Source organism: Streptomyces sp. NPDC048612 (genome assembly GCF_043199295.1).
GTDB lineage: Bacteria > Actinomycetota > Actinomycetes > Streptomycetales > Streptomycetaceae > Streptomyces.
Map to the genome: position 1 here is coordinate 202,313 of NZ_JBICVV010000005.1, position 24,605 is coordinate 226,917.

General features: G+C 74.3%; 24 protein-coding genes. 7 read left to right on the forward strand and 17 right to left on the reverse strand.

Annotated elements, in window-relative coordinates:
- Positions 1-344: 344 nt before the first annotated feature.
- A complete protein-coding gene (locus tag ACGFN2_RS11080) occupies positions 345-602 on the forward strand; it encodes a WhiB family transcriptional regulator (RefSeq protein WP_362607133.1) in 258 nt (85 codons plus the stop codon).
- Positions 603-770: 168 nt separating this feature from the next.
- Here the strand turns inward: ACGFN2_RS11080 and ACGFN2_RS11085 are convergent, their stop codons facing one another.
- Genes ACGFN2_RS11085 through ACGFN2_RS11100 form a run of 4 tightly spaced genes read right to left on the reverse strand, consistent with a single transcriptional unit; the run spans position 771 to position 5,249 of the window.
- Entirely contained in the window at positions 771-1,430 is a 660-nt protein-coding gene (locus tag ACGFN2_RS11085) for an NAD(P)H-dependent oxidoreductase (protein WP_362607132.1), read from the reverse strand.
- Positions 1,431-1,466: 36 nt separating this feature from the next.
- Positions 1,467-3,716, reverse strand: coding sequence for a xanthine dehydrogenase family protein molybdopterin-binding subunit (locus ACGFN2_RS11090; protein ID WP_393359272.1), 2,250 nt, complete (start codon positions 3,714-3,716; stop codon positions 1,467-1,469).
- The gene (locus tag ACGFN2_RS11095) at positions 3,713-4,711 is read right to left on the reverse strand and encodes an FAD binding domain-containing protein (protein ID WP_393359274.1); all 999 of its coding nucleotides are present in this window, start codon (positions 4,709-4,711) and stop codon (positions 3,713-3,715) included. The genes ACGFN2_RS11090 and ACGFN2_RS11095 overlap by 4 nt, the downstream gene beginning before the upstream one ends.
- Position 4,712: 1 nt before the next feature.
- Complete coding sequence (locus tag ACGFN2_RS11100) at positions 4,713-5,249, reverse strand: (2Fe-2S)-binding protein (RefSeq protein ID WP_393359276.1); 537 nt, start codon at positions 5,247-5,249, stop codon at positions 4,713-4,715.
- A 144-nt stretch (positions 5,250-5,393) separates the two neighbouring features.
- Between ACGFN2_RS11100 and ACGFN2_RS11105 the strand changes: the two genes are divergently transcribed.
- The 3 genes from ACGFN2_RS11105 (at position 5,394) to ACGFN2_RS11115 (ending at position 8,162) form a co-directional block, all read left to right on the forward strand.
- Positions 5,394-5,852, forward strand: a complete 459-nt coding sequence (locus tag ACGFN2_RS11105; protein ID WP_362607126.1) for an Rrf2 family transcriptional regulator — start codon at positions 5,394-5,396, stop codon at positions 5,850-5,852.
- 245 nt (positions 5,853-6,097) lie between these two features.
- Positions 6,098-7,453 carry an acyl-CoA dehydrogenase gene (locus ACGFN2_RS11110; protein WP_393359278.1) on the forward strand — a complete coding sequence of 452 codons (1,356 nt, stop codon included), beginning with the start codon at positions 6,098-6,100 and terminating at the stop codon, positions 7,451-7,453.
- Positions 7,454-7,694: 241 nt separating this feature from the next.
- Positions 7,695-8,162, forward strand: a complete 468-nt coding sequence (locus ACGFN2_RS11115; RefSeq protein ID WP_393359460.1) for a hypothetical protein — start codon at positions 7,695-7,697, stop codon at positions 8,160-8,162.
- Positions 8,163-8,215: 53 nt separating this feature from the next.
- Here ACGFN2_RS11115 and tgmB read toward each other — a convergent pair whose 3' ends face one another.
- From tgmB to ACGFN2_RS11165, 10 genes are all read right to left on the reverse strand, one after another.
- A complete protein-coding gene (gene tgmB / locus ACGFN2_RS11120) occupies positions 8,216-9,139 on the reverse strand; it encodes an ATP-grasp ribosomal peptide maturase (RefSeq protein WP_393359280.1) in 924 nt (307 codons plus the stop codon).
- A gap of 6 nt (positions 9,140-9,145) precedes the next feature.
- Positions 9,146-9,337, reverse strand: a complete 192-nt coding sequence (tgmA, locus tag ACGFN2_RS11125) for a putative ATP-grasp-modified RiPP (RefSeq protein WP_026169961.1) — start codon at positions 9,335-9,337, stop codon at positions 9,146-9,148.
- Between the two features lie 276 nt (positions 9,338-9,613).
- Positions 9,614-10,324, reverse strand: coding sequence for an alpha/beta fold hydrolase (locus tag ACGFN2_RS11130; RefSeq protein WP_393359283.1), 711 nt, complete (start codon positions 10,322-10,324; stop codon positions 9,614-9,616).
- Complete coding sequence (locus ACGFN2_RS11135) at positions 10,321-11,148, reverse strand: DUF1295 domain-containing protein (RefSeq protein WP_393359285.1); 828 nt, start codon at positions 11,146-11,148, stop codon at positions 10,321-10,323. Before ACGFN2_RS11135 ends, ACGFN2_RS11130 begins: the two co-directional genes overlap by 4 nt.
- A complete protein-coding gene (locus ACGFN2_RS11140; protein WP_393359287.1) occupies positions 11,145-12,440 on the reverse strand; it encodes a class I SAM-dependent methyltransferase in 1,296 nt (431 codons plus the stop codon). Before ACGFN2_RS11140 ends, ACGFN2_RS11135 begins: the two co-directional genes overlap by 4 nt.
- Entirely contained in the window at positions 12,437-13,738 is a 1,302-nt protein-coding gene (locus ACGFN2_RS11145; RefSeq protein WP_393359289.1) for a class I SAM-dependent methyltransferase, read from the reverse strand. The genes ACGFN2_RS11140 and ACGFN2_RS11145 overlap by 4 nt, the downstream gene beginning before the upstream one ends.
- Positions 13,735-14,490: a DUF1365 domain-containing protein gene (locus ACGFN2_RS11150; protein WP_393359291.1), complete on the reverse strand. Its 756-nt coding sequence runs from the start codon at positions 14,488-14,490 to the stop codon at positions 13,735-13,737. Before ACGFN2_RS11150 ends, ACGFN2_RS11145 begins: the two co-directional genes overlap by 4 nt.
- Positions 14,487-15,758 carry an FAD-dependent oxidoreductase gene (locus ACGFN2_RS11155; RefSeq protein ID WP_362607115.1) on the reverse strand — a complete coding sequence of 424 codons (1,272 nt, stop codon included), beginning with the start codon at positions 15,756-15,758 and terminating at the stop codon, positions 14,487-14,489. The genes ACGFN2_RS11150 and ACGFN2_RS11155 overlap by 4 nt, the downstream gene beginning before the upstream one ends.
- 197 nt (positions 15,759-15,955) lie before the next feature.
- A complete protein-coding gene (locus ACGFN2_RS11160; RefSeq protein WP_393359293.1) occupies positions 15,956-16,702 on the reverse strand; it encodes an anti-sigma factor domain-containing protein in 747 nt (248 codons plus the stop codon).
- Positions 16,699-17,286, reverse strand: a complete 588-nt coding sequence (locus ACGFN2_RS11165) for a sigma-70 family RNA polymerase sigma factor (RefSeq protein WP_362607113.1) — start codon at positions 17,284-17,286, stop codon at positions 16,699-16,701. The genes ACGFN2_RS11160 and ACGFN2_RS11165 overlap by 4 nt, the downstream gene beginning before the upstream one ends.
- Before the next feature lie 202 nt (positions 17,287-17,488).
- Here ACGFN2_RS11165 and ACGFN2_RS11170 point away from each other — a divergent pair, with 202 nt between their 5' ends.
- Genes ACGFN2_RS11170 through ACGFN2_RS11180 form a run of 3 tightly spaced genes read left to right on the forward strand, consistent with a single transcriptional unit; the run spans position 17,489 to position 21,014 of the window.
- Positions 17,489-18,670 carry a lycopene cyclase family protein gene (locus tag ACGFN2_RS11170; protein WP_362607111.1) on the forward strand — a complete coding sequence of 394 codons (1,182 nt, stop codon included), beginning with the start codon at positions 17,489-17,491 and terminating at the stop codon, positions 18,668-18,670.
- Between the two features lie 41 nt (positions 18,671-18,711).
- Entirely contained in the window at positions 18,712-19,458 is a 747-nt protein-coding gene (locus tag ACGFN2_RS11175) for a class I SAM-dependent methyltransferase (protein ID WP_393359296.1), read from the forward strand.
- Positions 19,455-21,014: an FAD-dependent oxidoreductase gene (locus ACGFN2_RS11180; protein ID WP_393359298.1), complete on the forward strand. Its 1,560-nt coding sequence runs from the start codon at positions 19,455-19,457 to the stop codon at positions 21,012-21,014. The genes ACGFN2_RS11175 and ACGFN2_RS11180 overlap by 4 nt, the downstream gene beginning before the upstream one ends.
- A 52-nt stretch (positions 21,015-21,066) precedes the next feature.
- Here the strand turns inward: ACGFN2_RS11180 and ACGFN2_RS11185 are convergent, their stop codons facing one another.
- Genes ACGFN2_RS11185 through crtI form a run of 3 tightly spaced genes read right to left on the reverse strand, consistent with a single transcriptional unit; the run spans position 21,067 to position 24,598 of the window.
- The gene (locus ACGFN2_RS11185) at positions 21,067-22,080 is read right to left on the reverse strand and encodes a DUF5914 domain-containing protein (protein WP_393359300.1); all 1,014 of its coding nucleotides are present in this window, start codon (positions 22,078-22,080) and stop codon (positions 21,067-21,069) included.
- Positions 22,077-23,066: a phytoene/squalene synthase family protein gene (locus tag ACGFN2_RS11190; protein ID WP_393359302.1), complete on the reverse strand. Its 990-nt coding sequence runs from the start codon at positions 23,064-23,066 to the stop codon at positions 22,077-22,079. Before ACGFN2_RS11190 ends, ACGFN2_RS11185 begins: the two co-directional genes overlap by 4 nt.
- The gene (crtI, locus tag ACGFN2_RS11195; protein ID WP_393359304.1) at positions 23,063-24,598 is read right to left on the reverse strand and encodes a phytoene desaturase family protein; all 1,536 of its coding nucleotides are present in this window, start codon (positions 24,596-24,598) and stop codon (positions 23,063-23,065) included. The genes ACGFN2_RS11190 and crtI overlap by 4 nt, the downstream gene beginning before the upstream one ends.
- Positions 24,599-24,605 lie beyond the last annotated feature (7 nt).

The following is a 24,605-nucleotide window of genomic DNA, read 5'->3' on the forward strand; positions in this document are numbered from 1 at the left end:
GCCCCATCAGTTCACGGTTGTTCACGGTGGTCAAGTGACCTTTCGGCAGGGCTGCTTGACCTTGGTCCTCGACATCTGCCCTGTTCCTGTGGAGGGTGGGGCCCCGGTCCCGCGTCGTGGCCGAGCCCGGGGGCGGCCCCTCGCCATGGCCCGGGACGGACCGAATTGTGATCACTTTGCGGAGGAATGTGTTCGTTGGGGACAGCGGTGCATTGTGTGCGCAGGATCGGGCACGCGAGGACAGCAGGTGTCCGGGCGAGGAGGCTGCCGCATCAGCCGGGCCGCCCCGGCACCGGGCCCGCACTCACCCAACCGCGCCCCGCCGCGGAGAACGGAGGTCAACCATGGACTGGCGTCATGACGCGGTGTGCCGCGAAGAAGACCCGGAGCTGTTCTTTCCGGTCGGCAACACCGGCCCCGCGCTGCTCCAGATCGAGGAGGCCAAGACGGTCTGCCGCCGCTGCCCGGTGATGGGACAGTGCCTCCAGTGGGCACTGGAATCCCGCCAGGACACGGGTGTCTGGGGCGGGATGAGCGAGGACGAGCGGCGTGCCATGCGGCGCCGGGCCGCCCGGCACCGGGCGCGCCTTGCCTCCGCCTGAGGTGAGCCGTCCCGGCGCCCGTTCCGGCGGGTGCCGCACCGGTACAGCGACGCCGTACATACACCGGGGGCGGTAGCGGAACGACCTCCGCTACCGCCCCTTTCCGACGGCCCGGCCAACGAGCCGCCGCCGGACGCCCGCTCCCGCACCCGGCCCGTCCCCGGCCCGTCAGTCCTCCGCCCGCTGGGTGACCGGGGCGCCGGTCAGGTCCCCGGGGAACTCGTACCACCGGCGCTTCAGGCAGACGAAACGGGTGTCGGCCTCGACGAGGTGCAGGAAGGCCGTGACGGTCTCCTCCAGGCGCTGTTGCAGCGCGGGATCGGCCAGCTGCCCGTCCTCGGCAAAGCCCTGGTGGGCCGCGGCGAGGCTGAACATGTCGGGGTAGACCCGGGTGCCGAGATGTTCCAGCGGGACCCGCAGCGCCCACAGTCCGCGGTTGCCGCCGACCAGGGACGGGGAGGCGGAGACCAGCAGCGCGTGCTTGGTCTTGAACGGCTGCGGGCGGACCCGGGAGACCCAGTCGATCGCGTTCTTCACCACGCCCGGTACGGAGGCGTTGTACTCGGGTGAGGCGAGCACGAAGGCGTCGCACCGTTCGAGCCGGTCGCGGAGTGCCAGCGCACCGTGCGGCAGCCCTTCGGCCTCCTCCAGGTCACCGTCGTACAGCGGCATGGCGAACTCCCGCATGGCGGCGAGGTCCACGGCGGCGTCGGCGGCGGTCATGATGCGGGCCACGAGAGAGGCCAGCCGGGCGTTGCTCGATCCGGCCCGCAGCGACGCGCCGAGCACGAGTACCCGCAGCGGGCCGGGGTGCGCATCCGTGGGCATGGTCGGGTCCTTCCGTCGCCGGGCGGGCCGGGTCTCCTACAGCAGGTGCTCGATCCTGATCGGCAGTTCCCGCGCGCGGTATCCGGTCGCGTGGAAGACGGCGTTGGCGATGGCCGCCGCGGCGCCGACCATGCCGACCTCGCCGAGGCCCTTGACGCCCAGCGGGTTGACGACGGTGTCCGGCACCTCCACGAACTCGACGGCGACCTCGGGTGCGTCGGCGTGGACCGGCACCAGGTACTCGCCGAGGCTCGCGTTCGCCCAGCGGCCGTCGCGGGGGTCGACCAGACTGCCTTCGAGCAGCGCCTGACCGAGGCCCCAGAGCATGCCGCCGGTGGCCTGGCTGTGGGCGGTCTTGGCGTTGAGGACCCGGCCGGGGGCGAAGGCGCCGACCATGCGGCGCACCCGGACCGTCCCGAGGTCGGGGTCGACGGCGACCTCGGCGAACTGGGCGCCGAAGGTGGCGAGCCCGTACGGGAGGTTGCCCGGCGGCGGGGTCCAGCTGCCGAGCGCGTCCAGGTCGGTCATGAAGTGCCGCCGCATCAGGGCCTGGTAGGTCTCGCCGGTGTCGGGCCGGTGCCGGAGCTGCATCCGCCCCTCGCGGACGACGACGGTGGCGGGGTCGGCGTGGTGCAGCGGGGAGCCGGGGTCGGTGACCGCCTGCCCGATCATCTGGTCGCGGAGCGTGGTGGCGGCGGTGTGGACCGCGGCGCTGATCATTCCGGCGCCTGCCGAGCCGACCGCGGCCGACACGTTCGGCAGGTCGGTGTCGCCGTACTCGAAGCGGACGTTCCGCAGGGCGACACCCAGGCCGTCGGCGGCGACCTGGGTCATGACGGTGCCCGTGCCGGTGCCGAACTCCTGGGTGCCGGCCTGCACCACCGCGGTGCCGTCGGCGTAGAGCCGGGCGCGGGCGCGCTGTGGCTGCATGGGGAAGAACACCGGGTAGCCGGCGGTGGCCATGCCCTTGCCGATGAGCCGGTTGCCGTCCCGTTCGGAGCGGGGTTCGGGGTTGCGGGACTGCCAGTCGAAGCGGGCCGCGCCGCGGCGGTAGCACTCCGCGGCACCGTCGCTCGACCAGGGGTGGCCGGTGTTCGGGTCGGCCTCGGCGTGGTTGCGCAGCCGCAGCTGCACCGGGTCGACGCCGATGCGGTGGGCGAGTTCGTCCAGCACACATTCCAGGGCGAACATGCCCGTGGTCTCGCCGGGACCGCGGGTGAAGGTGGGGGTCATGGTGTTGCCGCGGACCAGGCGGTAGACGCCCTCGTAGTGGGGGCAGGCGTAGGCCTGTGAAGCCATGCTGAGCGAGGGTTCGGCCCACTCGTCGAAGGGCGAGGTCAGTGAGAGCTTGTGGTGCCGCAGCGCGGTGAGCCGGCCGTCGTCGGTCGCGCCGAGTTCGATGCGCTGTTCCTGCTCCTCGCGGTGGCCGCAGGAGGTGAACATCTGCTCCCGGGTGAGCGTCAGTTTGACCGGCCGGCCCACCTCGCGGGCGGCCAGGGCCGCCAGGGTGACATGCGGCCAGATCATGGCCTTGCAGCCGAATCCGCCGCCGACGAACGACGCCCGGACCCGCACCTTCGACGGCGGGATGCCCAGCAGTGCGGACACCGTGTTCTGGGTCGCCGCGATGCCCTGGGTGGCGTCGTAGAGGGTGAGCCGGTCGCCGTCCCAGACGGCGGTGGTGGCCGACGGTTCGATGGGGTTGTGATGGTTCGCCGCGAAGTGGTAGGTGACGTCGAGGTGGTGGGCCGCGGCCCGGAAACCGGCCTCGACGTCGCCGCGCACGCTGCGGGCGGGGATGAACCCGGCGAAGATCGCCTCGGGTTCGTAGGCGCGGTCCCGGCCCTCGTCGAGGGTGGTGACGGAGGCACCGCGGTCGTAGTCGACATGGAGCTGGCGGGCCGCGTGGTGGGCACGTTCGACCGAGTCGGCGATCACCATCGCCACGGGCTGGCCGAAGTAGTGGACGGTGTCGTCCTGCATCGGGAAGAAGCTCTCCCCGGGGGCGGCGTGACCGGCCAGGGACGGCAGCAGATGCGGCCGGCCGGGGACCGCGGGCAGGTTCTGGTGGGTCAGCACGGCGAGCACACCGTCGGCGCGCTCCGCGGCGTCGGTACGGATCGCGGTGATCCGCCCGGCGGCCGTACGGGCGCCGACCAGCACGGCGTACGCGGTGTTGGGCAGGGTGATCTCCGCCGCGTAGCGGCCGCGGCCGGTGACCTTGGCGGGGCCGTCGACGCGGTCGACGGGCCGGCCGACGGCTTCGAGGAGGGCGCCCGTGGTCATCGTGTCCCGCCTCCCGTCGCGGCGGTGACCTGCAGGGCACGGACCAGGGTCCGGCGGGCCAGCTCCGCCTTGAAGGCGTTCATCGGCCGGGTGACGGCGGGGGTCAGCTCGGCGTCCGCGGCCCGGGCGAACAACTCGTCGTCGGCGCGCTGCCCGAGGAGGAGGTCCTCGGCCCGGTGGGCGCGCCACGGCTTGGTCGCCACCCCGCCGAGCGCGAGCCGGACCTCGCGGATCACCCCGTCCTCCAGCGCCAGCGCCGCCGCTGCCGAGGCGAGGGCGAACTCGTACGACTCGCGGTCCCGCACCTTCAGGTACAGCGAGTTGCGCGCCATGGGCAGGGCGGGGACCTCGATGGCGGTGATGAGTTCGCCGGGGGTGAGCGGATGTTCGCGCTCGGGTGTGTCGCCGGGGAGCAGGAAGAAGTCGTCGGCCGGGATGGTGCGGGAGCCGTCCATCCCTTCCACGTGCACCACGGCGTCCAGGGCGACGAGGGCGACCGCCAGGTCCGAGGGGTGGGTGGCGATGCAGTGCTCGCTCGTGCCGAGGATCGCATGACCGCGGTGGATGCCCTCCAGGGCGGAACAGCCGCTCCCCGGAACGCGCTTGTTGCACGCGGATTCGGGGTCGCGGTAGTAGGCGCAGCGCACCCGCTGCATGAGGTTGCCGCCCATGGAGGCCATGTGCCGCAACTGGGCGGAGGCGCCGAGCAGAAGAGCCTGGGACAGCACCGGGAAACGCTCCACGACGGCCCGGTCCTCCGCGACCTCGCTCATCCGGGCCAGCGCACCGATCAGCAGTCCGCCGCCGGAGCGCTCCTCGACGCCGGTCAGCGGCAGCCGGTTGATGTCCACCAGCCGGTGCGGGCGCAGCACGTCCAGCCGCAGCAGATCGACTTCCGTGGTGCCGCCCGCGAGGAACGAGCTGCCGGGGTCGCTCGTCACCGCCGCGACGGCGCTGTGCACGTCCGTGGGGCGGGTGTAGCTGATGGCACGCACATCACTGTCCTGTCTTCCGGTCCCGCACCTCGCGAATGGCGGAGCGGATGTGGGGATAGGCCGCGCACCGGCAGATGTTGCCGCTCATCCACTCGGCGATCTCGCCGTCGGTCCCGGCATGCCCTTCGTTCAGCAGCGCGACGGCCGACATGATCTGTCCGGGCGTGCAGTACCCGCACTGGAAGGCGTCGTGCTCCAGGAAGGCGCGCTGCATCGGGTGCAGCTCGTCGCCCTCGGCGAGGCCTTCGATGGTGGTCACCTCACGGCCCTCGCAGGTAATGGCCAGGGTCAGACAGGCCAGCACCCTGCGCCCATCGACCCAGACCGTGCAGGCCCCGCAGGTCCCCTGGTCACAGCCCTTCTTGGAGCCGGTCAGAGCCATCTGCTCGCGTAGTGCGTCCAGCAGGCTCACCCGTGGTTCCAGGTGCAGAATCCGGGAGACGCCGTTGACGACGAGGGCCACTTGCACGCTGCCCGGTCCGCGGGTCTCCAGGGTGGCGGGCTGGGTGACGGGGATCGGCACACCTTTGTCTGCCACGACACTCACCTCGGAGTCGATGCCGTACGTCGAGCGTCCGTCCGGTCGTCCGGACTCGCAACCGGGCGGAGGGGGTGTGCCGGGCGGCGGGAACCGGTGCACCCGGCGGACCGGCGCCGGGCCCCTTACGGGATAATGCGGGGCATGCGGATCTCAGCCAGAGCGGACTATGCCGTGCGTGCCGCGCTGCAACTCGCGGACGCCCGGGACGCGGGGCCGCTCAAGGCGGAGGCCATCGCACAGGCCCAGGACATTCCGCACAAGTTCCTCGAAGGCATCCTGAACGACATGCGGCGCGGCGGGCTGGTGCAGAGCCGGCGCGGCGGCAACGGCGGGTACCGGCTGGCCAAGCCCGCGGAGGCGATCAGCATCGCGGATGTCATCCGGGTCGTGGACGGGCCGCTGGTGTCGGTGCGCGGGGTGCGTCCGCCGGAGCTGTCCTACACCGGGCCCGCCCGTTCCCTGCTGCCGCTGTGGATCGCGCTGCGGGCGAACGTCCGCGAGATCCTCGACGGTGTGTCGCTGGCCGACGTCGCCTCCGCCGAGCTGCCACCACAGGTCGCGGAGCTGACCGAGAACCCCGCTTCCTGGGCGAACCCGTAAGGGCCGCCCCTCCGATCGGTCCGGGCGCACGGGCCCATGGGACGCCCTTCGCCCGTGGTCGTTCCCTGACTGTTGGCGCCGACCCCGGCACCAACATCAGCACCAGCACCAGCACCAGCACCAGCCGTCCGGATGCCAAGACGAGCTTGTCCGCCCCTTGAACGGCTCTTGATCCGTCCGCGGCCCCGGCAGCATCCTTTTCCCTATCAATCCAGTGGGAAAACTAGGGAAGCCAGGAGGTGGGCGTGCGCGCTCCGATGCGTTCCGTCCCGTCGGCCGTTGGTCCGGTCTGCCCGCCCGCGTCCGACGCGGCCGACGGGAGGGAGCCGGCCGCGGTGCCGGAGAAGCCCTCGGCGCGCCCCTCTTCCCCGCAGGTCAAGTCCTGTACGGACGAGGAGATCTGGCTGCGCGTCACCCGGGAGGTCGCCGATGACCTCGCGGTCGACGCCCTCGACCGGGACCGGGCCGGCAAGCCCCCGTTCGACGAACTGGCCCGACTGCGCGAGGCGGGGCTGCCCGCTCTGCTGACACCGCCCGGCCCCGCCCGGCGGGGCACCGACTGGCGCACCGCCTGCGCGGTCGTCCGGGAGATCGCGGCGGCGGACGGTTCCATCGGCGAACTGCTGGCGCGGCACTATGTGCTGGCGTGGAGCGCACGGTTCTTCAGCACTCCGGAACGGGCCGACGGGCTCGAACTCCGGGCGAGCGCGGAGCAGTGGCTCTGGGGCGGCGGCATCGACCTCCCGGACGCGGAGCCGGCCACCGGGCCGGCCCTCTCCCTCACCCCGGACAAAGACGGCTACCTCCTCAGCGGGTGCCAGTCCTTCGCCGCGGGCGTGACCGTCGCCGACCGGCTGGTGCTCGGCGCGGTCTGCGCCGACACCGGTGAGTCCCTCGTCGTATGGGTCGACCCGGCTCACCCGGGCGTGGCGGCCGAACCCGAGAACGACCGTCTCGGCCAGCGGCTCGCCGCGGCCGGCCGCATCAGATTCGACGGCGTCCCGGTCCCCGCCGACCAGGTGCTCGGCGCCGTCCCGCACGACGAGCACGCGTTCGCCCCGTTCGCCACGCTCGCGCCGCTGGCGCTCCGGCTCGCCCTCGTGCACGTCGGTCTGGGAGTCGCCGAAGGGGCGCTGGCCGAGGCGCGGGACATCACCCGGGCCGCACCGCGCGGCCGGGCGGGCACCGGGCGGGACGAGGGCGGGTACCCGGACCGTCCGGGCGCTGACCCCTATCTGCTGCTCGCGTACGGGGAGTTGGCGACCGAGGCGCACACCGCGGCGGCCGTGGTGGAGTCGGCGTCGGAGGCCCTGGCGCGGGGGCTCGTCGCGGGGCCGGGGCTCGGGGTCGACCAGCGTGCCGACATCGCGGTGCTGGTCGCCGCCGCCGAGGCCGTCACCAGCCGCTCGGCGGTGCGCCTCACCACCCGCGTCCTGGAGCTGACCCAGGGCGCCGGCCCCGTCGCCGACCCTTTGGGCTTCGACAGGTTCTGGCGCAACGCACGGGTGCTGACGGCGCAGGCCTCCCCCACCCACCGGCTCCGCGACATCGGCGACCACTACCTGAACGGGACACACCCGCCGCTGACCCTGCACGCCTGATCACTGTGCGTACGGCGCGGCGCGGCGCGAGGCGCATGGTGCATCAGGTGCGTGGTGCGGGCGCGCCGGGCGGAGGTATTTCGCCGGGGCCGTCGGCGCAGCTTCGGACGGATCGGCGGCGGGGGCTGCTACATCTCGGGTGTTCATCCCGTGGCGGGAAGCCCCGTCGGTCCTGTGAGGTGGCGCCTTGTCAGAAAGCCGCAGCGTACCCGTGCAGCCGTCGCCCGGACGGCGGGAGCCGTTGCAGCGGCTCCTGTTCGGCGGGGTGTACGGTTCGGTGCTCGCCAGCGCTCTGGCGGCGGCGCTGGGCCATGAGGGCAGGCCGCCGGACCCCGGCTACGACGCGCTGTGGGTGGCGCTGACGGCCGTGGCGTCAGCCGCGGCACACGGCTACGCGCACTCCATCGCGCACCGGACGAGCGATGACACACAGGTCACCGCGAGCGCGGTGCGTTCGATGCTGTCGGAGTGGCCGCTGGTGGCGGCGATGGTGCCCACCATGGCCGCGCTGTTCGGCGCGCACCTGGAGTGGTGGGGCGAGGAGAGCGCGATCGAGTTCGCGCTCGGCCTCAATCTGGTGGCGCTGTTCGGCTGGGGGGTGTGGGCGGCCCGGGTGGCGGAGCGGCGCTGGGGGGCGTCCTTTCGGGTCGGTTGTGTGGATGTGCTGATCGGTCTGCTGATCGTGGTCGCGAACGTGCTGAGCAAGTAGCCGGAGGGCGGCAGGGTCGCGGGGGTTTCCCGGTCCACGCCGCCGCCCCGGGATCAGGGTTCCACGGCGAGCCAGGCGGCGATGGCCTGGGTGATGGGCTGGTCGGTCTCCAGCTGGACGAAGCCGAACTGGCCGCCCTGGTTGCATTCCAGGAACCACCAGCAGCCGTCCGGGTCCTCGGCGAAATCAAAAGCCCCGTAGGCAAGTTGAGCGGTACTCATATAGGCATTCACGGCCCGGAGGACGGCGTCGGGTACGTCGGCGGGTTCCCAGGCGCCGTGGTGGGTGAAGCGGCTGTCGACCTCTTCCGGGTCGGCTTTCTTGCGGGCGGCGAAGAGCTGCTCGCCGACGCAGGTCAGCCGGATATCGGCCTCCTTGGGGATGTGCTGCTGAAGCAGGGTCGGCCCGGCCGCCACTCCGGAGAAGTCGGTGTCCGGGCTGATGCGCGTGGTGGGCAGCACCATCGGCGGATCGCCGGGGTGCTTTCCGCTCACCGACTTCACCACCAGGTCCTGGTGGGTGGCGGCGAACTGCCGGGCCATCTTCGGGAAGGTGGTGAGCAGCGTGGCGGGCACCCGGAAGCCGCTCCGGTGGGCGAGCCGCAGCTGCCAGGGCTTGTAGCGCGCCTGCGCGGCGGCGACGGGATGGTTCATCCAGCGCGCCTGAGTGCTGGTCAGCATGCCGTACAGCGCCTGCTCGGCTTCGGCCGCGATCCAGGCGGACTGCTCCGCGGTGCGGGCACCGGGGACACCGGGACGGCGCACCCATACGGAGCGCAGGCTGTCCAGGCTCACCATGCGTTCCCCGGATTTCAGGTATCCGTGGAAGTCGTTCTCCGCATACTCCGCCGAGAGGGAGACCCTCCCGGGCAGGTCGGCGGGGTCGAGGCGGACGAGCGGGACCCCGCGGTCCAGCAGCGTCGACACCACCATGTCCGCGGTCAAATCTTCTTCACAGGTCAGGACCAGAACGGTCATCGGTGCTCAGTCGTCGAAGTGGGTCTTGGAACCGGCGGTGGAGGCGGTGGTGCCGGTGGCCAGCAGTACCGCCCGGCTGCAGGTGGCCGGGCGTCCGTCCGGCAGGACGTTGAGTTGCCGCGTGGCGTCGTAGCTGTACGGCGTGCTGGTCGATGACTTCGCCGCCGGACGGGCGTAGCTCAACGCAAACGGTCGCATTACATCTCCTTCGAAGACCGGTTTCCGAGCCCTGGGCGCGGGGCAGAGGTGGAAAGCCCCTCCTTATGACTCTGCACGGAAGACGCGACAATCTGGTCAGTTAGTTGCCTCTTTTGCTCGTTTCCAGCGTTCCACTTGACTGAAAAGCGGCGAGCGCGTACGCACTGTCTCCGTGATGTGCCACCGCGTAGGCAACCGGACCCGGAAACGCCCCATGCCCCGCCCGAATGGGCGGGGCTGACTGCACGTCATGGGAACGGTGTGTCGTGCGGGCGGTTACTCCGGGCTCATCCCGGCGGCCGATCCGGGCAGCGGCCCGCCGTCCAGGAGGGCGGCGACCAGGTCCACGGTCAGCCGGTGCCAGTGATGTGCGCCACGCAGCATGGTGTGGCCACCGCGTGGCATGGCAATGGTGTGGGCCCGCGCCCCGGCCCGCCGGGCGCGGTCGGCGAGGAGCCAGGAGCCCTCGGCGTCGGTGACCCGGTCCTCCGCGTCGTGCAGCAGCACCAGCGTCCGGTCCCGCAGATGGGCGACGGGTTCACCGGGCGGGCACCACGGGGCGAGCGCGACGATGCCGCGGACCGCCGGATGGCCGCCGGTGAGCAGGGCCGCCCGGCCGCCCATGGAGTGGCCGACGAGCACCACCGGTGTGTCCGGGGCGCGCGCGGCCAGCTCGTCGAGTGCCGCGCGGGCGTCCCGGGCGGCATCCGCCCGCGGCCCGTTCCAGCCCCGGCAGCGGTAGCGCACGGAGGCGAGCAGCACCTCCCGCCCGCGCAGGGCCCGGGACACCGCGGAGCCGAATGGCCGCATCCGCAGTGCGGGGAGGTTGAGCCGCGGCGGCGGGCCGAGGCCGTCGGCGCGCCCGCCGTGCAGCAGGAGCACCGCCGCACGCGGGGTGTCCGGACCGCGGTGGACCACCAGCGGGCGGTGCGGCATGCCCGGTCCGTCACTGCCGGGGCCGGTGGGCCGGGCCGTGCCTGTCGTCATGCGCGTGGGTCCTCCGGGCGGGGGTGTCGACGGGGTGGCAGCGGCACGAAACCGCTGGTGCGGGCACGGTACGCGGCGTAGCCGGGGCGGTCGGCGAGATGGTTCTCCAGCAGCCGCTTGCCACTGCCGTACGTCAGCAGCAAGGACATCACCAGCGGGGAGACCACGGCAAGGGCGGCGCTCTGCACGGTGCCGCAGGCCAGCAGGAACAGTCCCCACCAGACGAGGAAGTCGCCGAAGTAGTTGGGGTGACGGGTCCAGCCCCACAGTCCGCGGTCCATGATCCGGCCGTGGTGCGAGGGATCGGCCTTGAAGCGGGCGAGCTGGAAGTCCCCGACGCTCTCGAAGGTGAGGCCGGCCGCCCACAGCAGGCCGCCGGCGACGGCACTCGCGCCCAGCGGCACCGGCACGTACTGCGCCACCTGCACCGGCAGGGAGACCAGCCACACCAGGGCGCCCTGCAGCAGGTAGACCTTGCGCAGGGCGTAGGCGTCGCGGCTGCCGGGCGCCTTGGCGAGCATCCGGTCATAGCGGGGGTCCTCACCGTGCCCGCGGCCCCGCCAGGCGATATGGACGGACAGCCGCAGTCCCCACAGGACCGTCGCCACGGTGACCAGGAGCCGCCGGCCGTCGTCCCCGTGGCCGGCGGACATCCCGTAGCCGGCCAGGGCCACCGCGGCGAACGCGGCTCCCCAGGCGATGTCCACCAGCCGGTGCACACCCCTGGCCCTGGCCACCACGAAGGTGAGGAGCAGGACGGTGAACGCCGCACCGGCCGCCACCGCGAGGTTGGCGGCGAACGCCGCCCAGGGGAATCCGGTCACCGCCGTGCTCCCCCGGCGGTCCAGCCGTCCGGCGTCGGAGGCATCGCCGACTCCCCCTCCGGTGTGGGGCGTACCGCGAGGATCTGGTCGACGCCCATCCGGCGCTCGGTGAACGCCAGTCCGCTGCCGGCCAGATACAGCCGCCACACCCGGGCGGTCGGTTCGCCCGCGAGCGCCACGCACTCCTCCCAGCGGTCCTCCAGGGTGCGGTACCAGGCGGCGATGGTCCGGGCGTAGTGCTCCCGCAGCGCTTCGACGGACCGTACCTCCAGCCCGCCGGCCTCCAGCAGGCCGACCGTCTCGCCCAGTGGGCGCATGTGCATGTCGGGCGCGATGTAGGCCTCGATGAACGCACCGCCGCCGGGCGCGGTGGCGCCCCGTGACATCTGCTGGACCAGCGCGCGCCCCTTGGGGCGCAGCAGCGCGTGCAGCCGGGCGGCGAACGCCGGGTACTCGGCGTCGCCCACGTGCTCGCCCATCTCGATCGCGCACACCGCGTCGTAGCCGCCGCCCCGGATGCCCCGGTAGTGCCGGAGTTCGACCTCGACCAGATCGCCCAGGCCCTCCTCCTCGATCCGGTCGGCGACGAAGGCGTGCTGCTCACGGGAGAGTGTGACCGCGGTGACCCGGGCCCCGAACTCCCGTGCCGCGTACAGCGACAGGCTTCCCCAGCCGCAGCCGATGTCCAGGAGGCGGGCGCCGGGGCGCAGGCCCAGCTTGCGGCAGATCAGTGCCAGCTTGTCCCGCTGGGCGTCGGCGAGCCCGTAGGACGGGTCGTCGGGGCGGGTCCAGTAGCCGCAGGAGTAGGCCATGGACGGGTCCAGCAGCAGCGCGTACCAGTCGTTGGACAGGTCGTAGTGGTGGCTGACGGCGGCCCGGTCGCGGGCGTTGCTGTGGAGGGTGCCGCGCAGCCGGGCCCGTGGGGCGCCGGGTGCGGGCGGGCGGGGGCCCAGCGCACCGAGCCGCACCGCGGTGAGCGCCAGCTCCGCCAGCTGTCGCGGCCCGGGTGGGCCGGCGGCCGGGCCTTCCTCGCGCAGCGCCCGCCACACGCCGCTCAGCCCGGCGGCCAGATCGCCGTCGAGGTCGAGGTCGCCCGCGATGTAGGCCTGCGCCAGCCCGAGTTCACCGGGCTGCCACAACAGGCGGCGCAGTGCCCGCCGGGAGCGCACGATCACCACCGGCGCGTCCGGCGGCCCGGCCTCGCTGCCGTCCCAGGCCCGCAGCCGCACCGGCGGGCCACCAGCGAAACGGGCGGCGAGCAGGGCGGCGAGACGGTCCGCGACCCGCGTCACCGGAGGCCTCCGTCCCGCGCCGTCGTGGTGGCGCCGGTGAGGAGCAGCTGGCGGACGTCCAGGTAGCCGGCGCGGAATCCGGCCTCGGAGTAGGCCAGATAGAACTCCCACATCCGGCGGAACACCGCGTCGAAGCCCAACGCGCCGACCTCGGCGGTCCGTTGGGTGAAGCGTTCGCGCCACAGTCGCAGGGTTTCGGCGTAGTGGCCGCCGTAGCCGTCGTTCTCCCGGACGCGCAGGCCGGCGGCTGCCGCACATTGCCCGATGGCCTCGGCGGAGGGGATGAGGCCGCCGGGGAAGACGTACTTGTGAATCCAGGTGTAGGTCGTGCGGGTGGCGCGCATCCGCGCGTGCGGCATGGTGATCGCCTGGAGCGCGATCCGGCCGCCCGGCAGCAGCAGGCGGGCGAGGGTGTCGAAGTAGACGGGCCAGTAGTCCTCGCCGACGGCCTCGATCATCTCCACGCTCACCACGGCGTCGTAACGGCCGGTCACCTGCCGGTAGTCGCACAGCTCGACCGAGACCCGGTCCGCGAGTCCGGCCTGCGCGAGACGTGACCGGGCGAGGTCGCGCTGCTCCTGGGACAGGGTCACCGAGACGACCCGGGCACCGCGGGCGGCGGCGCGCAGGGCCAGTTCTCCCCAGCCGGTGCCGATCTCCAGCAGCCGGGTGCCGTCGCCGACGCCCGCCAGGTCCAGCAGCCGGTCGATCTTGCGGTGCTGGGCGGCGGCCAGGTCGTCCCAGCCGGCGGGCCGCTTCCGGAACACCGCCGAGGAGTACGTCATCGTCGGGTCCAGGAAGAGCGCGAACAGGTCGTTCGACAGGTCGTAGTGCCGGTGGATGTTCTGCCGGGCGCCCTCCAGGGTGTTGCGCTGACCGCTCGGCCGGCGGCGCGCCCAGGCGCCCCGGAGCCGTTGCAGCGGCCCGGGTACCAGCGAGGTGAGGTGCGAGGCGAGGACGGTCAGCGCGCCGACCAGGTCGTCCGCCTCCCACTCCCCCGCCATGTAGGACTCGCCGAAGCCGATCAGCCCGTCGGCACCGATCCGCCGGAAGAACGCCTCCGGGTCGTGCACCCGCACCAGGGGCCCCTCGGCGCCGGTGACGGGTGCGTCGCCGAGAGCGATGCGCAACGGCAGGGCGGCGAACGCCCGTTGGACGAGCAGCCGGGTCACCGCGGTGCGCGCCGCCGAGCCGCGCGGACCGCGCGCCACATCGGGCCACCTGGCCGCGTCCACCCGGGGACGGGCCGGCGCGGGGGCGACAGCGGGTGCGGTGCGGTCCGGGACGGAGGTCTTCACTTCATGCCTTCCTGGAGACGGTGGTGGGGACGGGGCCTGACGGGCAGCCCGCGCAGGAACAGGGCGATGCCGTGCCGGCGGATACCGGCGGAGACGGCGGCCGTGGACCAGGGGTGGCGCAGCGCGGCGGCCAGCAGCCGGCCGGCGGTCGCGGGCCGCCGGGTGCCGCACACGGTGGCGGTGAACGGCCGGGCGGCGCCGCGGCGCAGTTGCACCGTCAGATCGAGCCGGCCGTCCGGTGCGGGCAGCCGCATCCGGTAGGCGCCGTCCACGGGGAAGAACGGCGAGACGTAGAAATCCTTGGCGACATCGGCGCGACCCTGTGCGTCGGTGCGCAGCAGATAGCAGTGCCGCTCGCCGTAGGTGTTGTGCACCTCGGCGACGACGCAGACGGGCGCGCCGTGCCGGTCGTGGCACCAGTAGAGGGTCAGCGGGTTGAAAACATGGCCCAGGACCCGGGCGTGCGCGAGCATCAGCACCCGCCCGCCGTCCAGTCGTACGCCCCGGCTCGTCAGGAACCGTTCCAGTCCGGCCCGGAGGGACGGCGCGGTGCCGCCGAAGTGGTCCCGCGGGTCGAACCGGGCCAGCGGGCGCAGCACGGCGGGGAGCCGCGGCGGGTGGTCGAGGTCGATCAGCCACAGGTAGGTGCGGTGCCGCAGGGAGTGCCGGACCGGCGCCGTACGGGCGTGGGAGACCAGGCACTCGTAGAGGGCGGGGGTGACGGGGGCGGGTGCGGCCGGTGCGGGGGTCACCAGCGCACCCCCAGGGCGGCGGCCGCGTGGACGCCGGAGCGGCAGCCGTCCTCGTGGAAGCCCCAGCCGTGGTAGGCGCCCGCGTAGGCGGTGACCGCGGTGTTCAGCTGGGGCAGCCGCTGCTGGGCGGCGACCGACTCCGGTGTGTAGAGGGGGTGTTCGTACACCATCCGCGCCAGGACCCGGTCGCTGTCGATGCGGTCGGCGGCGTTGAGGGTGACGACGAAGTCCTCCGCGGTGTCCAGCCGTTGCAGCCGGTTCATGTGGTAGCTGACCCGCACCTCGTCCGCCGGGGCGGTGCAGGAGGCCATCAGGTAGTTCCACGAGGCCCGTGCCCCGCGGGCCCGGGGCAGCAGGGTGGTGTCACTGTGGAGCACGGTGGTGTTGCGCGAGTAGCGGAAGGCGCCCAGGAGCCGCCGTTCGTCGTCGGTGGGGTCGGCGAGCATCCGCAGTGCCTGGTCGGGGTGGACGGCCACCACCACCGCGTCATAGCTGCGCTCGGTGCCGTCCTCGGCGACGATCCGGGCCCGGTCGGGTGCGCGGTGCACGGCGCGGACCGGCGTACCGGTGTGGACGGTGGTGAGCTGCTTGCCGATCCGGCTGACGTACTCCACGGAGCCGCCGGTGACGGTCTTCCAGCGGGGTGAGCCGCCGACCGACAGCAGACCGTGGTGCGCCAGGAAGCGGAACAGGTAGACGGCCGGATAGTCCATGGCGGTCGTGGGGGCGCAGGACCAGACCGCGGAGACCAGGGGCGTGACGAAGTGGGTGACGAAGTACGGGGAGAAGCCGCAGCGGGTGAGGAACCGGCCGAGGGTGAGGGTGTCGCCGCGGTCGGTGGCGAGCGTGGTGCGCGCGGCGCGGTGGAAGGCCCGGATCTCGGTGAGCATCCGCAGATAGCGGCCCCGCAGGGCGCTGCGCGGCTGGGCGAACAGCCCGGCCGGGCCGCGGGCGCCGGCGTACTCCAGGCCGCAGCCCTCGCACCGGACGGACATGCTCATCTCGGAGTCCTGGGTGGCCACCCCGAGTTCGCGGAACAGCCGCAGCAGCAGCGGATAGGTGCGCTCGTTGTGGACGATGAACCCGGTGTCGACCCGTATCACCCGGCCGTCCGCCACGGTGCGGTCGTGGGTGTGGGCGTGGCCGCCGAGACGGTCCTCCGCCTCGTACAGCGACACCGCACAGCCGCCCCGCTCCAGCACGTGGGCGGCGGTGAGTCCCGCCACCCCGCCGCCGACCACGGCGATCCGTCGACGCTCCACGGTCATCTGCCTCCTCGCCTCGCGGCGGGCCGCCAGGTTCGGGAGGCGGCCCACTCATCGGGGGATTCGGTGCCCGGGGCGGTGCGGATTGGTGGGGATGTTCCGAACCGCAAGACGCGGCGGGCGGGGGACTACGGCCCCGGGCATGCCGAGCCGGCCGCCGGCCCGTCGGGGGCGGGCGGCCGGTGCGGCTCAGCCGGTTGTCAGACGCGCAGGACGGCCAGCGGCGGGGTGGTGGGCCGGCTGGAGCCGCCCGGGGGTTCCGCCGTGACGCCGACGCCGTCCGCGCCCTGGGGGCCGCCGGTCAGCAGCATCGCGCCGGAGGAGCTGCCGGTCTGCACGAGTCCGGCGGGCTCCATGGCGCCATTGCGGCTGTACCAGAGCTCGTACACCCGCTTCCCGGAGAGCGCCGGGAGACCGTGGTAGAGGAACGCGGTCTGTCCCCTCTGCTGGGAGGCGACGACCGTGCCGCGGCCGCCGCCCTTGAGCGCGGTGGTGTGGAAGGTGGCGTCCGGGGCGGCCATCAGCGCGCTGATCGCGGCCGTCTGCTGCTCGGCGCGGACGGTGCGGTCCCGCTGCTGGTCGGCCTCGTTCCTGGCGTTGACGGCCAGCCCGCCGGCGAGCGCGGCGACGACCAGACAGGCGGCGGCCGCGAGGTAGGGCAGCCGGTGCCGCATGCCCCGGCGCAGCGGGACCACGGTCGCGTGGCGGCCCCTCGGCGGCACCTGCCTGACCTCGGGCAGCGCGGCCATCACCCGCGTGCGCAGACCGGCCGGGGGCACCTCGGCCACGGCCAGCGCGAGCCGGGCCGCGGTCTCCTGCAGCTCCCGCACCTCCTGGGTGCAGGCCGGGCACTCCGCCAGGTGGCGGGTGAAGGCGGCGGACTCCTGCTCGGACAGCGCGCCCAGTGCGTAGGCGCCGGTCAGTGTGTGCAGATCGATGGTGCTCATGCCGACACCCCCAGGCAGTCGCGGAGCCGGATGAGTCCGTCCCGCAGTCGTGTCTTGACCGTGCCCAGCGCCGCCCCCAGCAGGTCGGCGGTCTCACGGTAGGTGTAGCCGCGGTAGTAGGCGAGGGTCACCGATTCCCGCTGCAGGTCGGTGAGCTGGCCCAGGCAGCGGCGCACCTGCTCGCGCTCCAGGCGCCGCTCGACCTGCTCGCTCACCTCGTCGAAGGGGGCGGTGTAGGCGCCCAGCCCGGCCCGGTGGTCGCGGTCGGCCGCCGCCTGGGACGAGCGCACCCGGTCCACCGCGCGCCGGTGGGTCATCGTCATGATCCAGGCCATCGCGCTGCCCTGCCGCGCGTCGAAGCGGGCCGCGGACCGCCACACCTCGATCAGCACCTCCTGGGCGACCTCCTCGGACTGCGCCGGGTCCCGTACCACCCGGCGCACCAGGCCCAGTACGGAGCCGGCCACCGCCGTGTAGAGACTCTCGAACGCGTGCTGGTCGCCGCGGGAGACGCGGTCGAGCAGGGATTCCAGGGCACCGGTCTGCGGCGCTGGGGATCGGTCGCCGCGGGCTGCGACGGGCATGGACACCTCCGGACTGTGACGTGGTCACGAGTGATTCGGCGCCGTGCGACACCTGGATTGGTCGGGAGAGGATTCTCGCGGACGCCCCGCCGGGCGGCGCACCCGGGTGCGCCGCTGGATTTCCGCGCGTCACGTGCCGCCTCCCGGGCCGGGACTGCGCAAAGATCGCCGCGGGGGCAATCAGGCGGCGAGAGGACTGGGCGTGCGGGACGCGGATGCCGTCATCGTGGGCGCGGGCGCGGCCGGGCTGTCGCTGGCCCACCGGCTGTGCGAACCCGGGGGCCGGCCGCTGCGGGTGGTGCTGGTGGACGCACCGCGCGGGCCGCTCACCCCCCAGGAGCGGACCTGGTGCTACTGGGAGGCGCCGGGCGGCGCGTTCGACCACGCCCTGACGGCGTCCTGGGAACGGCTGCGGGTGCACGGGCCCGGCGGTGAGGCGACGGCGGGACGGCCCGAGCCCTTCCGGTACAAGATGCTGCGGTCGGGCGACTTCGCGTCCGTGGTGCACGCCCGGCTCGCCGGACAGGACAGCGTGGTGCGGGCCGAGGCGACGGTGGAGTCCGTACGGGACGTCCCCGGCGGGGCCGAGGTGCGGGGGCGCGACGCGGCGGGGCGGCCGGTGGCCTTCCGGGCCCGCTGGGCCTTCGACTCCCGTCCCGGGCGGCTCCCCCCGGCGCGGACCACCCTCCAGCAGCACTTCCGGGGCTGGTTCGTCCGCACCCGGCGCCCCGCGTTCGACCCCACGACAGCGGAGCTGATGGACTTCCGTACCCCGCAGCCCGGCCACGGGCTGTCCTTCGGCTACGTCCTGCCGGTCAGCGACTGCGCGGCGCTCGTGGAGTACACGGAGTTCTCCCGCCGCCCCCTGGACACCGCCGGCTACGAGCGGGCCCTGCGCCACTACACCGGGCAGGTGCTGCGGCTGGGCGCCTTCCGGGTCACGGCGGTCGAGCAGGGCGCGATCCCGATGACCGACGGCCGCTTTCCGCGCCGGGCGGGCCGCGCGGTGTTCCGCATCGGGACCGCCGGGGGCGCCACCCGTCCGTCGACCGGCTACACCTTCGCCTCCGTCCAGCGGCAGACGGCGCGGATCGCGGCCGCGCTGCGGGCCGGCCGCCCCCCGGTCCCGCCTCCCCCGCACGCCGTCCGGCACCGGGCGATGGACGCGGTGCTGCTGCGGGCGCTGGACAGCGGCCGGGTGGACGGCGCCGAGTTCTTCACCGGGCTGTTCCGCGCGGTGCCGACGGAGCGGCTGCTGCGCTTCCTCGACGGCCGTTCCCGGCTGTGGGAGGACGTCGCCATCGGCCTGCGCACCCCGGTGCTGCCCATGCTCCGTACCGTCGCCGAACTCCCGTTGCTGCCACGCCGCGCCGCGGTGCGGTGACCCCGCCCGCCTCGCGCCCCCGGACCGGAGGAGAGACATCCATGGCACTGCTGCACGACGGCGAGCTGTCCGCCGCCTTCGACCACGCGTCCCGTACCTACGACCGGCTGGTGGCGGTGAACCCCGGCTACCACGGCCATCTGCGGCGCTCCGCACGGCGGTTGGGGCTGCCCAGGCGGGGCCGGGGGCTGCGGGTGCTGGATCTGGGGTGCGGCACCGGCGCCTCGACGGCGGCGCTGCTCGCGGTCGCGCCGTACGCCGAGATCACCGCCGTCGACGCCTCGGCCGGCATGCTGGCGCGCGCCGCCGGCAAACGCTGGCCGCGCGGGGTGTCCTTCGTGCACGCGCCGGTGGAGCGGCTGGCCGGCGCCGGGGTGACCGGCCGTCCCGGTGAGCCCGGCGGCTTCGACGCCGTCTTCGCCGCGTACCTCTTCCACAATGTCACCGACCCGGACGCGGTGCTCGCGGTGGCGCGGGAGGCGCTGGCGCCGGGCGGACGGCTGGCCGTGCACGAGTACACCCTGTCCGGCGGGGCGGTGCCGCGGGCCGTGTGGACGGCGGTGTGCGGCGGCATCCTGCGGCCGGCCGGGCGGCTCGCGGGGGACGCCGAGCTCTACCGCCATCTGTGGCGCAGCGTCCTCGCGTTCGACACCGCGGCGGAGTTCACCGGGCGGCTGCGCCGGGCGGGCTTCCGGCAGGTGCGGGCGCTGCCGCTGCCCGGCTGGCAGACCGGCATCACCCACACCTTCGTCGCCGCGGCGGCCGGTGCCCGCGGGGAGGAGGCGTGACCTCGCGGCACGACGGCGGCGGGGCCGCGCGGCGCGGACGCGACCGCCGGGCCCGGACGGTGCCGGGGCCGCCGGGGCGGGCGCGGGCGGCCGCCGGTGGTCCGGCGGTCGCGGTGATCGGCGGCGGGATCGCGGGGCTCGCCGCCGCGACCGGGCTGGCCGAGCGCGGGGTACGGGTGACGCTGTACGAGCGGGCCGAGGGCCTCGGCGGCCGGCTGGCGGGCTGGCCCGTGCGGCTCGCCGACGGCTCACCGGCGACCATGAGCCGCGGGTTCCACGCGTTCTTCCCCCAGTACTACAACCTGCGGGGGCTGCTGCGCCGGGCCGATCCGGGGCTGCGGATGCTGCGGCGGCTGCCCGACTATCCGCTGCACCACCGTTCGGGCCTGCGGGACAGCTTCGCCCGGGTGCCCAGGACCCCGCCCTGGAGCGCGCTGGGCTTCGTGGCGCTCAGTCCCACCTTCACCTGGCGGGATCTGGCGCGGATGCGTCCCGGCGCCGCGCTGCCGCTGCTGGACGTCCGGGTGCCGGAGGTCTACCGGCGGCTGGACCGGGTCAGCGCCTGGGACTTCCTCTCCGGTATCCGGTTCCCGGAGGCCGCACGGCATCTCGCGTTCGAGGTGTTCTCCCGGAGCTTCTTCGCCGACCCGCGGGAACTGTCGGCCGCGGAGCTGGTGTTGATGTTCCACATCTACTTCCTCGGCTCCAGTGAGGGGCTGCTGTTCGATGTGCCCGACGAGCCGTTCCCGCAGGCGCTGTGGCAGCCCCTCGGCCGGTATCTGGCGGGGCACGGCGTCCGGCTGTGCACGGGCACGGAGGTGACCGGGGTCGCGCCGGTGGCGGGCGGTGGGGTGCGGGTCGCCGGGGCAGGCGCGGACGGCCGGTTCGACGCGGTGGTGCTGGCGCTGGACCCGGGCGGGCTGCGCGAACTCGTAGCCGCGTCGCCCGAGTTGGGGGACGCGGCCTGGCGGGCGCGGATCGGGCGGCTGCGGACCGCGCCGCCCTTCCTGGTGTCGCGGCTGTGGCTGGAGCGGCGGGTGTCCGCCGACCGGCCCGGGTTCCTGGGCACCAGCGGTTTCGGGTCGCTGGACAACGTCAGCGTGCTGGAGCGCTGGGAGGGCGAGGCGGCCCGCTGGTCGGCCCGTACCGGCGGCTCGGTGCTCGAACTGCACGCCTACGCCGTCGCCCCCGGAGCCGACCGGGAGCGCGAACAGCGGCGCCTGGTGGAGCAGTTGCACACGGTCTACCCGGAGACCCGCGGTGTCCGGATCACCGACCGGCACGATGAGTGGCGCGCGGACTGTCCGCTGTTCCCGGTGGGCGGTTTCGACGACCGGCCCACCGTGCACACCCCCGACCCGCGGGTGGTGGTCGCGGGCGACACGGTGCGCACCTCGTTGCCGGTGGCGCTGATGGAGCGGGCCGCGACGACCGGGTTCCTCGCGGCGAACGCACTGCTGGCGCGCTGGGGCGTACGCGGCCAGACCCTGTGGACCGTGCCGGACAGGGGGCGGTCGGCGGCGCTGCGGTGGCTGGCCGGACGGGCCGGGAAGTGACCCGGGCCCGCCGCGGGCCGGGGCCGTCGGGGCGGACGTCAGGCGGCCGGGGTCAGCCCGGGTGGCGTCCGCTGCTGCGCAGTTCCCAGCGGCGCTCCGCGTAGGCCAGGTCGTCCCGCCACAGCCGTCGCGCGGCGGCGCGCATCAGGGGACGCAGGGCGGGCGCGGCCGCGCGCGCCAGGGCGAATCCGGGGCGCCGGGAGGTGGCGACGACCGCTTCGACGACGACGGTGCGCGGGCGTCCCCGGTCGTCGGGGCCCAGCGGCGTGGCATGGGTCTCCACCACGGAGCCCTGCCCCTCGCCCTCCAGGATGCGCATCACGACCGTACGGGGCCCGGGGGCCGTGAACAGCGCGGTGACCGGCACCACCGCCCGCCCGGCGACCCTGAACGAGACCTCGACGGTGAGGCCGCCGGACCGTTCCCCGCCGTGCTCCGCGGGGGTGTCGACCACGGTGAGGTCGACGAACGAGTAGGGGTGGAACCAGGCGCCGTGCCAGGGGTCGAGGCGGTTGGCCACCACGTCCTCGGGTTCGCATCCGCCGGTGCCCGTATAGACGGCGGCGACGGTGCCCGGCGGCCGCGGCCGGGCGGGGACCAGGGGACTCGGCAGCGGGGGTTCGCCGCCCACCGCGTCGAGCCGCACCCAGGCCAGCAGCCCGTCGTCATGGGCGGGGAACGGCTCCCACCCGGCGAACGGGGCGCCGTCCAGGGCGAGTCCGTGCCACCGGCAGCGGAGGATGCCGCAGTGCACGGGGCCCTGGGCGAGGGGCGCGCCGAGGTGCGGGCAGGCGCCGGGCCCGGCGAGCAGGCGTCCGCCGGCGTCGCGCCAGGTGACCACCTCGACCCCGGCGACGGTGCGGCCGACGGCACGCCGGGCGCCGATGTCGCGGGCCGCGCCGAGGACGTACCAGTTGCCGGACGGGCGGGCGAGCGCGGCCTTGACGGCGGCGTCGATGCGCGCGGGTTTCGCGTCGCGCCAGGTGGGGCGCTGGCGTTCCCAGGGCTGGGGACCGCGGCGCAGCCGGAGCGGGAGGCGCGGGGGCCGGCGGGCCTCCTGGGTCATGGGGTCTCCTCCCGCACGTGGTGCGGCATCCGGCCGCGCGGCGCACCGGGCGGCCGGGCGGTGACGCGGACGGCGGCGAGCCGGGCCAGCCCGCCGAGGGCGGTGGCCGCGCGGCGTCGGCGGGAGACCGCGGCGCGGCGGTGCAGCACGGCGTATCCGTCGTCGCGCACCGCGTCGAGGATGGCGCCGTAGAGGACGAACGCGGTGCGGATGCACGGGCGGGAGACCGGGTCGAGCATGGCGAGGCCGGGGGCCGCCTCGCGGTAGACGCCGCGGGTGTGTTCGGCGGCCGCCCGCAGGGCCGTGGTGATCCGCGGGTCGGGGAGGCCGGTGTCCCGGCTCCAGCGGAGCAGTGCGCGGTCCACGCCGTGCGCCGCGAGCAGGTCGGCGGGGAGGTAGACGCGTCCCCGGTCGAGGTCCTCGCCGACATCGCGCAGGAAGTTGGTGAGCTGGAAGGCGATGCCGAGGGCCGCGGCGTGCGGGGCGGCCTCCTCCTGGGGGACGACGGTGCCGAGCACCGGCAGCATCTCCAGGCCCATCACCGCGGCGGAGCCGTGCATGTAGCGCCGCAGGGCGGCGTAGGTCGGGTAGTCCGTCACCGTCAGATCGCTGCGCATCGACGCCATGAAGTCCGTGAAGTGGCGGTGGTCGATGCCGTACACGGCGGCGGTGTGGGCCAGCGCGCGCACCACGGGTTCGGGGCTCTCGCCGCCCCGCAGCGCGTCGTCGAGCCGGTGGTGGAGGGCGTCGAGCGCGCGGGCGCGGTCCGCGGTGGTGTGGCCGGTGGCGGGGTCGTCGACGATGTCGTCGGCCCAGCGGGCGAAGCCGTAGAGGGCGTGGACGGCCGGTCGGCGGGCGGCGGGCAGCAGCCGGGTGGCGAGGAAGTAGGTCTTGCCGTGCCGGGCGTTGAGCCGGCGGCAGTGGGCGTAGGCCTCGCGGAGGCGGGGGTCGGTGACGCCGGCGGCGTCCAGTTCGCGTGCGGTCATGCCGGGATGCCTCTCATGGCGGGGCGGGAGCGACCGGCGGCGGAGCGCGGGGGCCGCGGTCCGGTGATCCGTGCCGCGGCGAGCTTGCCGGAGATCAGGACGGTGGGGACGCCGACCCCCGGGGTGGTGCCGCAGCCCGCCAGTACGGCGTTCTCCGTGCCGCGTACGAGGTTGCGGGGGCGGAAGGGGCCGGTCTGCGCGAAGGTGTGGGCGGCGGAGAACGGCGTGCCGGCGGCGAGCCCCTGTGCGGTCCAGTCGGCCGGGGTGACCAGGTGGCACTCCTCGATGGCGGCGTCGATGCCGGTGAGTCCCCGGCGTTCGAGGACGGCGAGCAGACTGTCGCGGTAGCGGGGGGCGAGGTCGTGCCAGGCCCCGGCGCCGGGGCCGGTCTCCGTGTTGGGGCAGGGCGCCAGGATGTAGTGCAAGTGGCGTCCTGGCGGGGCGAGTTGGGGGTCGGAGGCGGTGGGGCGGGTGAGCAGCAGCGAGGGGTCGCTCATCAGCCGGCCGGTGCGGGTGAGTTCCTCGAAGGTCTGCTCCCAGGCGGCACCGAAGGAGAGGGTGTGGTGCGCCAGGCGCGGCCAGGTCCGGTCGGTGCCGGCGTGCAGGATCACCGCGGACGGCGCGTGGCGGAGCCGGACCGGGCGGCGGGGCCGCCGCCCGAGCAGCCGGTGCACGACCGGCAGGTCGGGGGTGAGGACCACCGCGTCGCAGGGGATGCGCTCGTGCGGGGTGCACACCGCCGTGATCCGGTCTCCGGTGCGTTCCAGGCGGGTGACGGGGTGCCCGTAGCGGAAGGCGGCACCGGCGTCGGCGGCCGCGTCCGCCATGGCCCGGGGCAGCGCGTACATCCCGCCGCGGGGGAAGTACACCCCGGCGACGGTGTCCATGTAGGCGATGACGGCGTAGGCGGCCAGCGCGCGGGCGGGCGGCACCCCGGCGTACAGCGCCTGGAAGGAGAAGACCCGGCGGAGCCGGGCGTCGGGCAGGAAGCGGCCGATCCGGTCGTCGAGCCGGCCGAATCCGCCGAGTGCGGCGAGGCGGACCAGGTCCGGGTGCAGCAGCTGCAGCGGGGAGTCGAAGTTGGTGTCGATGAAACGGTGGCGCTGGACCTCGTACAGCTGCCGGAGCCAGTGGCGCAGCCGGCGGTAGCCGTCGGCGGCCCGGGGCCCGGCGAACCGTTCGACCTCGGCCGTCATGGCCTCCGGGTCGGTGTGGACGTCCAGTTCGCTGCCGTCGGCGAACCGGGCGCGGTACGCGGGGTGCAGGGCCAGCAGCTCCAGCCGGTCGGTGAGCCGTTCGCCGACCGCCGCGAACGCCTCCTCGACGAGGTCCGGCATGGTCAGCACGGTCGGGCCGGTGTCGAGGTGGTAGCCGCCGCTCTCGATCCGGCCGGCTCGGCCGCCGGGCAGCGCCGCCCGCTCGACGACCGTCACCCGTCGTCCCGCGCCGAGCAGATGGAGCGTGGCGGACAGACCGGAGAGGCCGGCGCCGACCACCACCACGTGGTCGGTGCGGCCCTTGACGGTTCGCATACGGTGC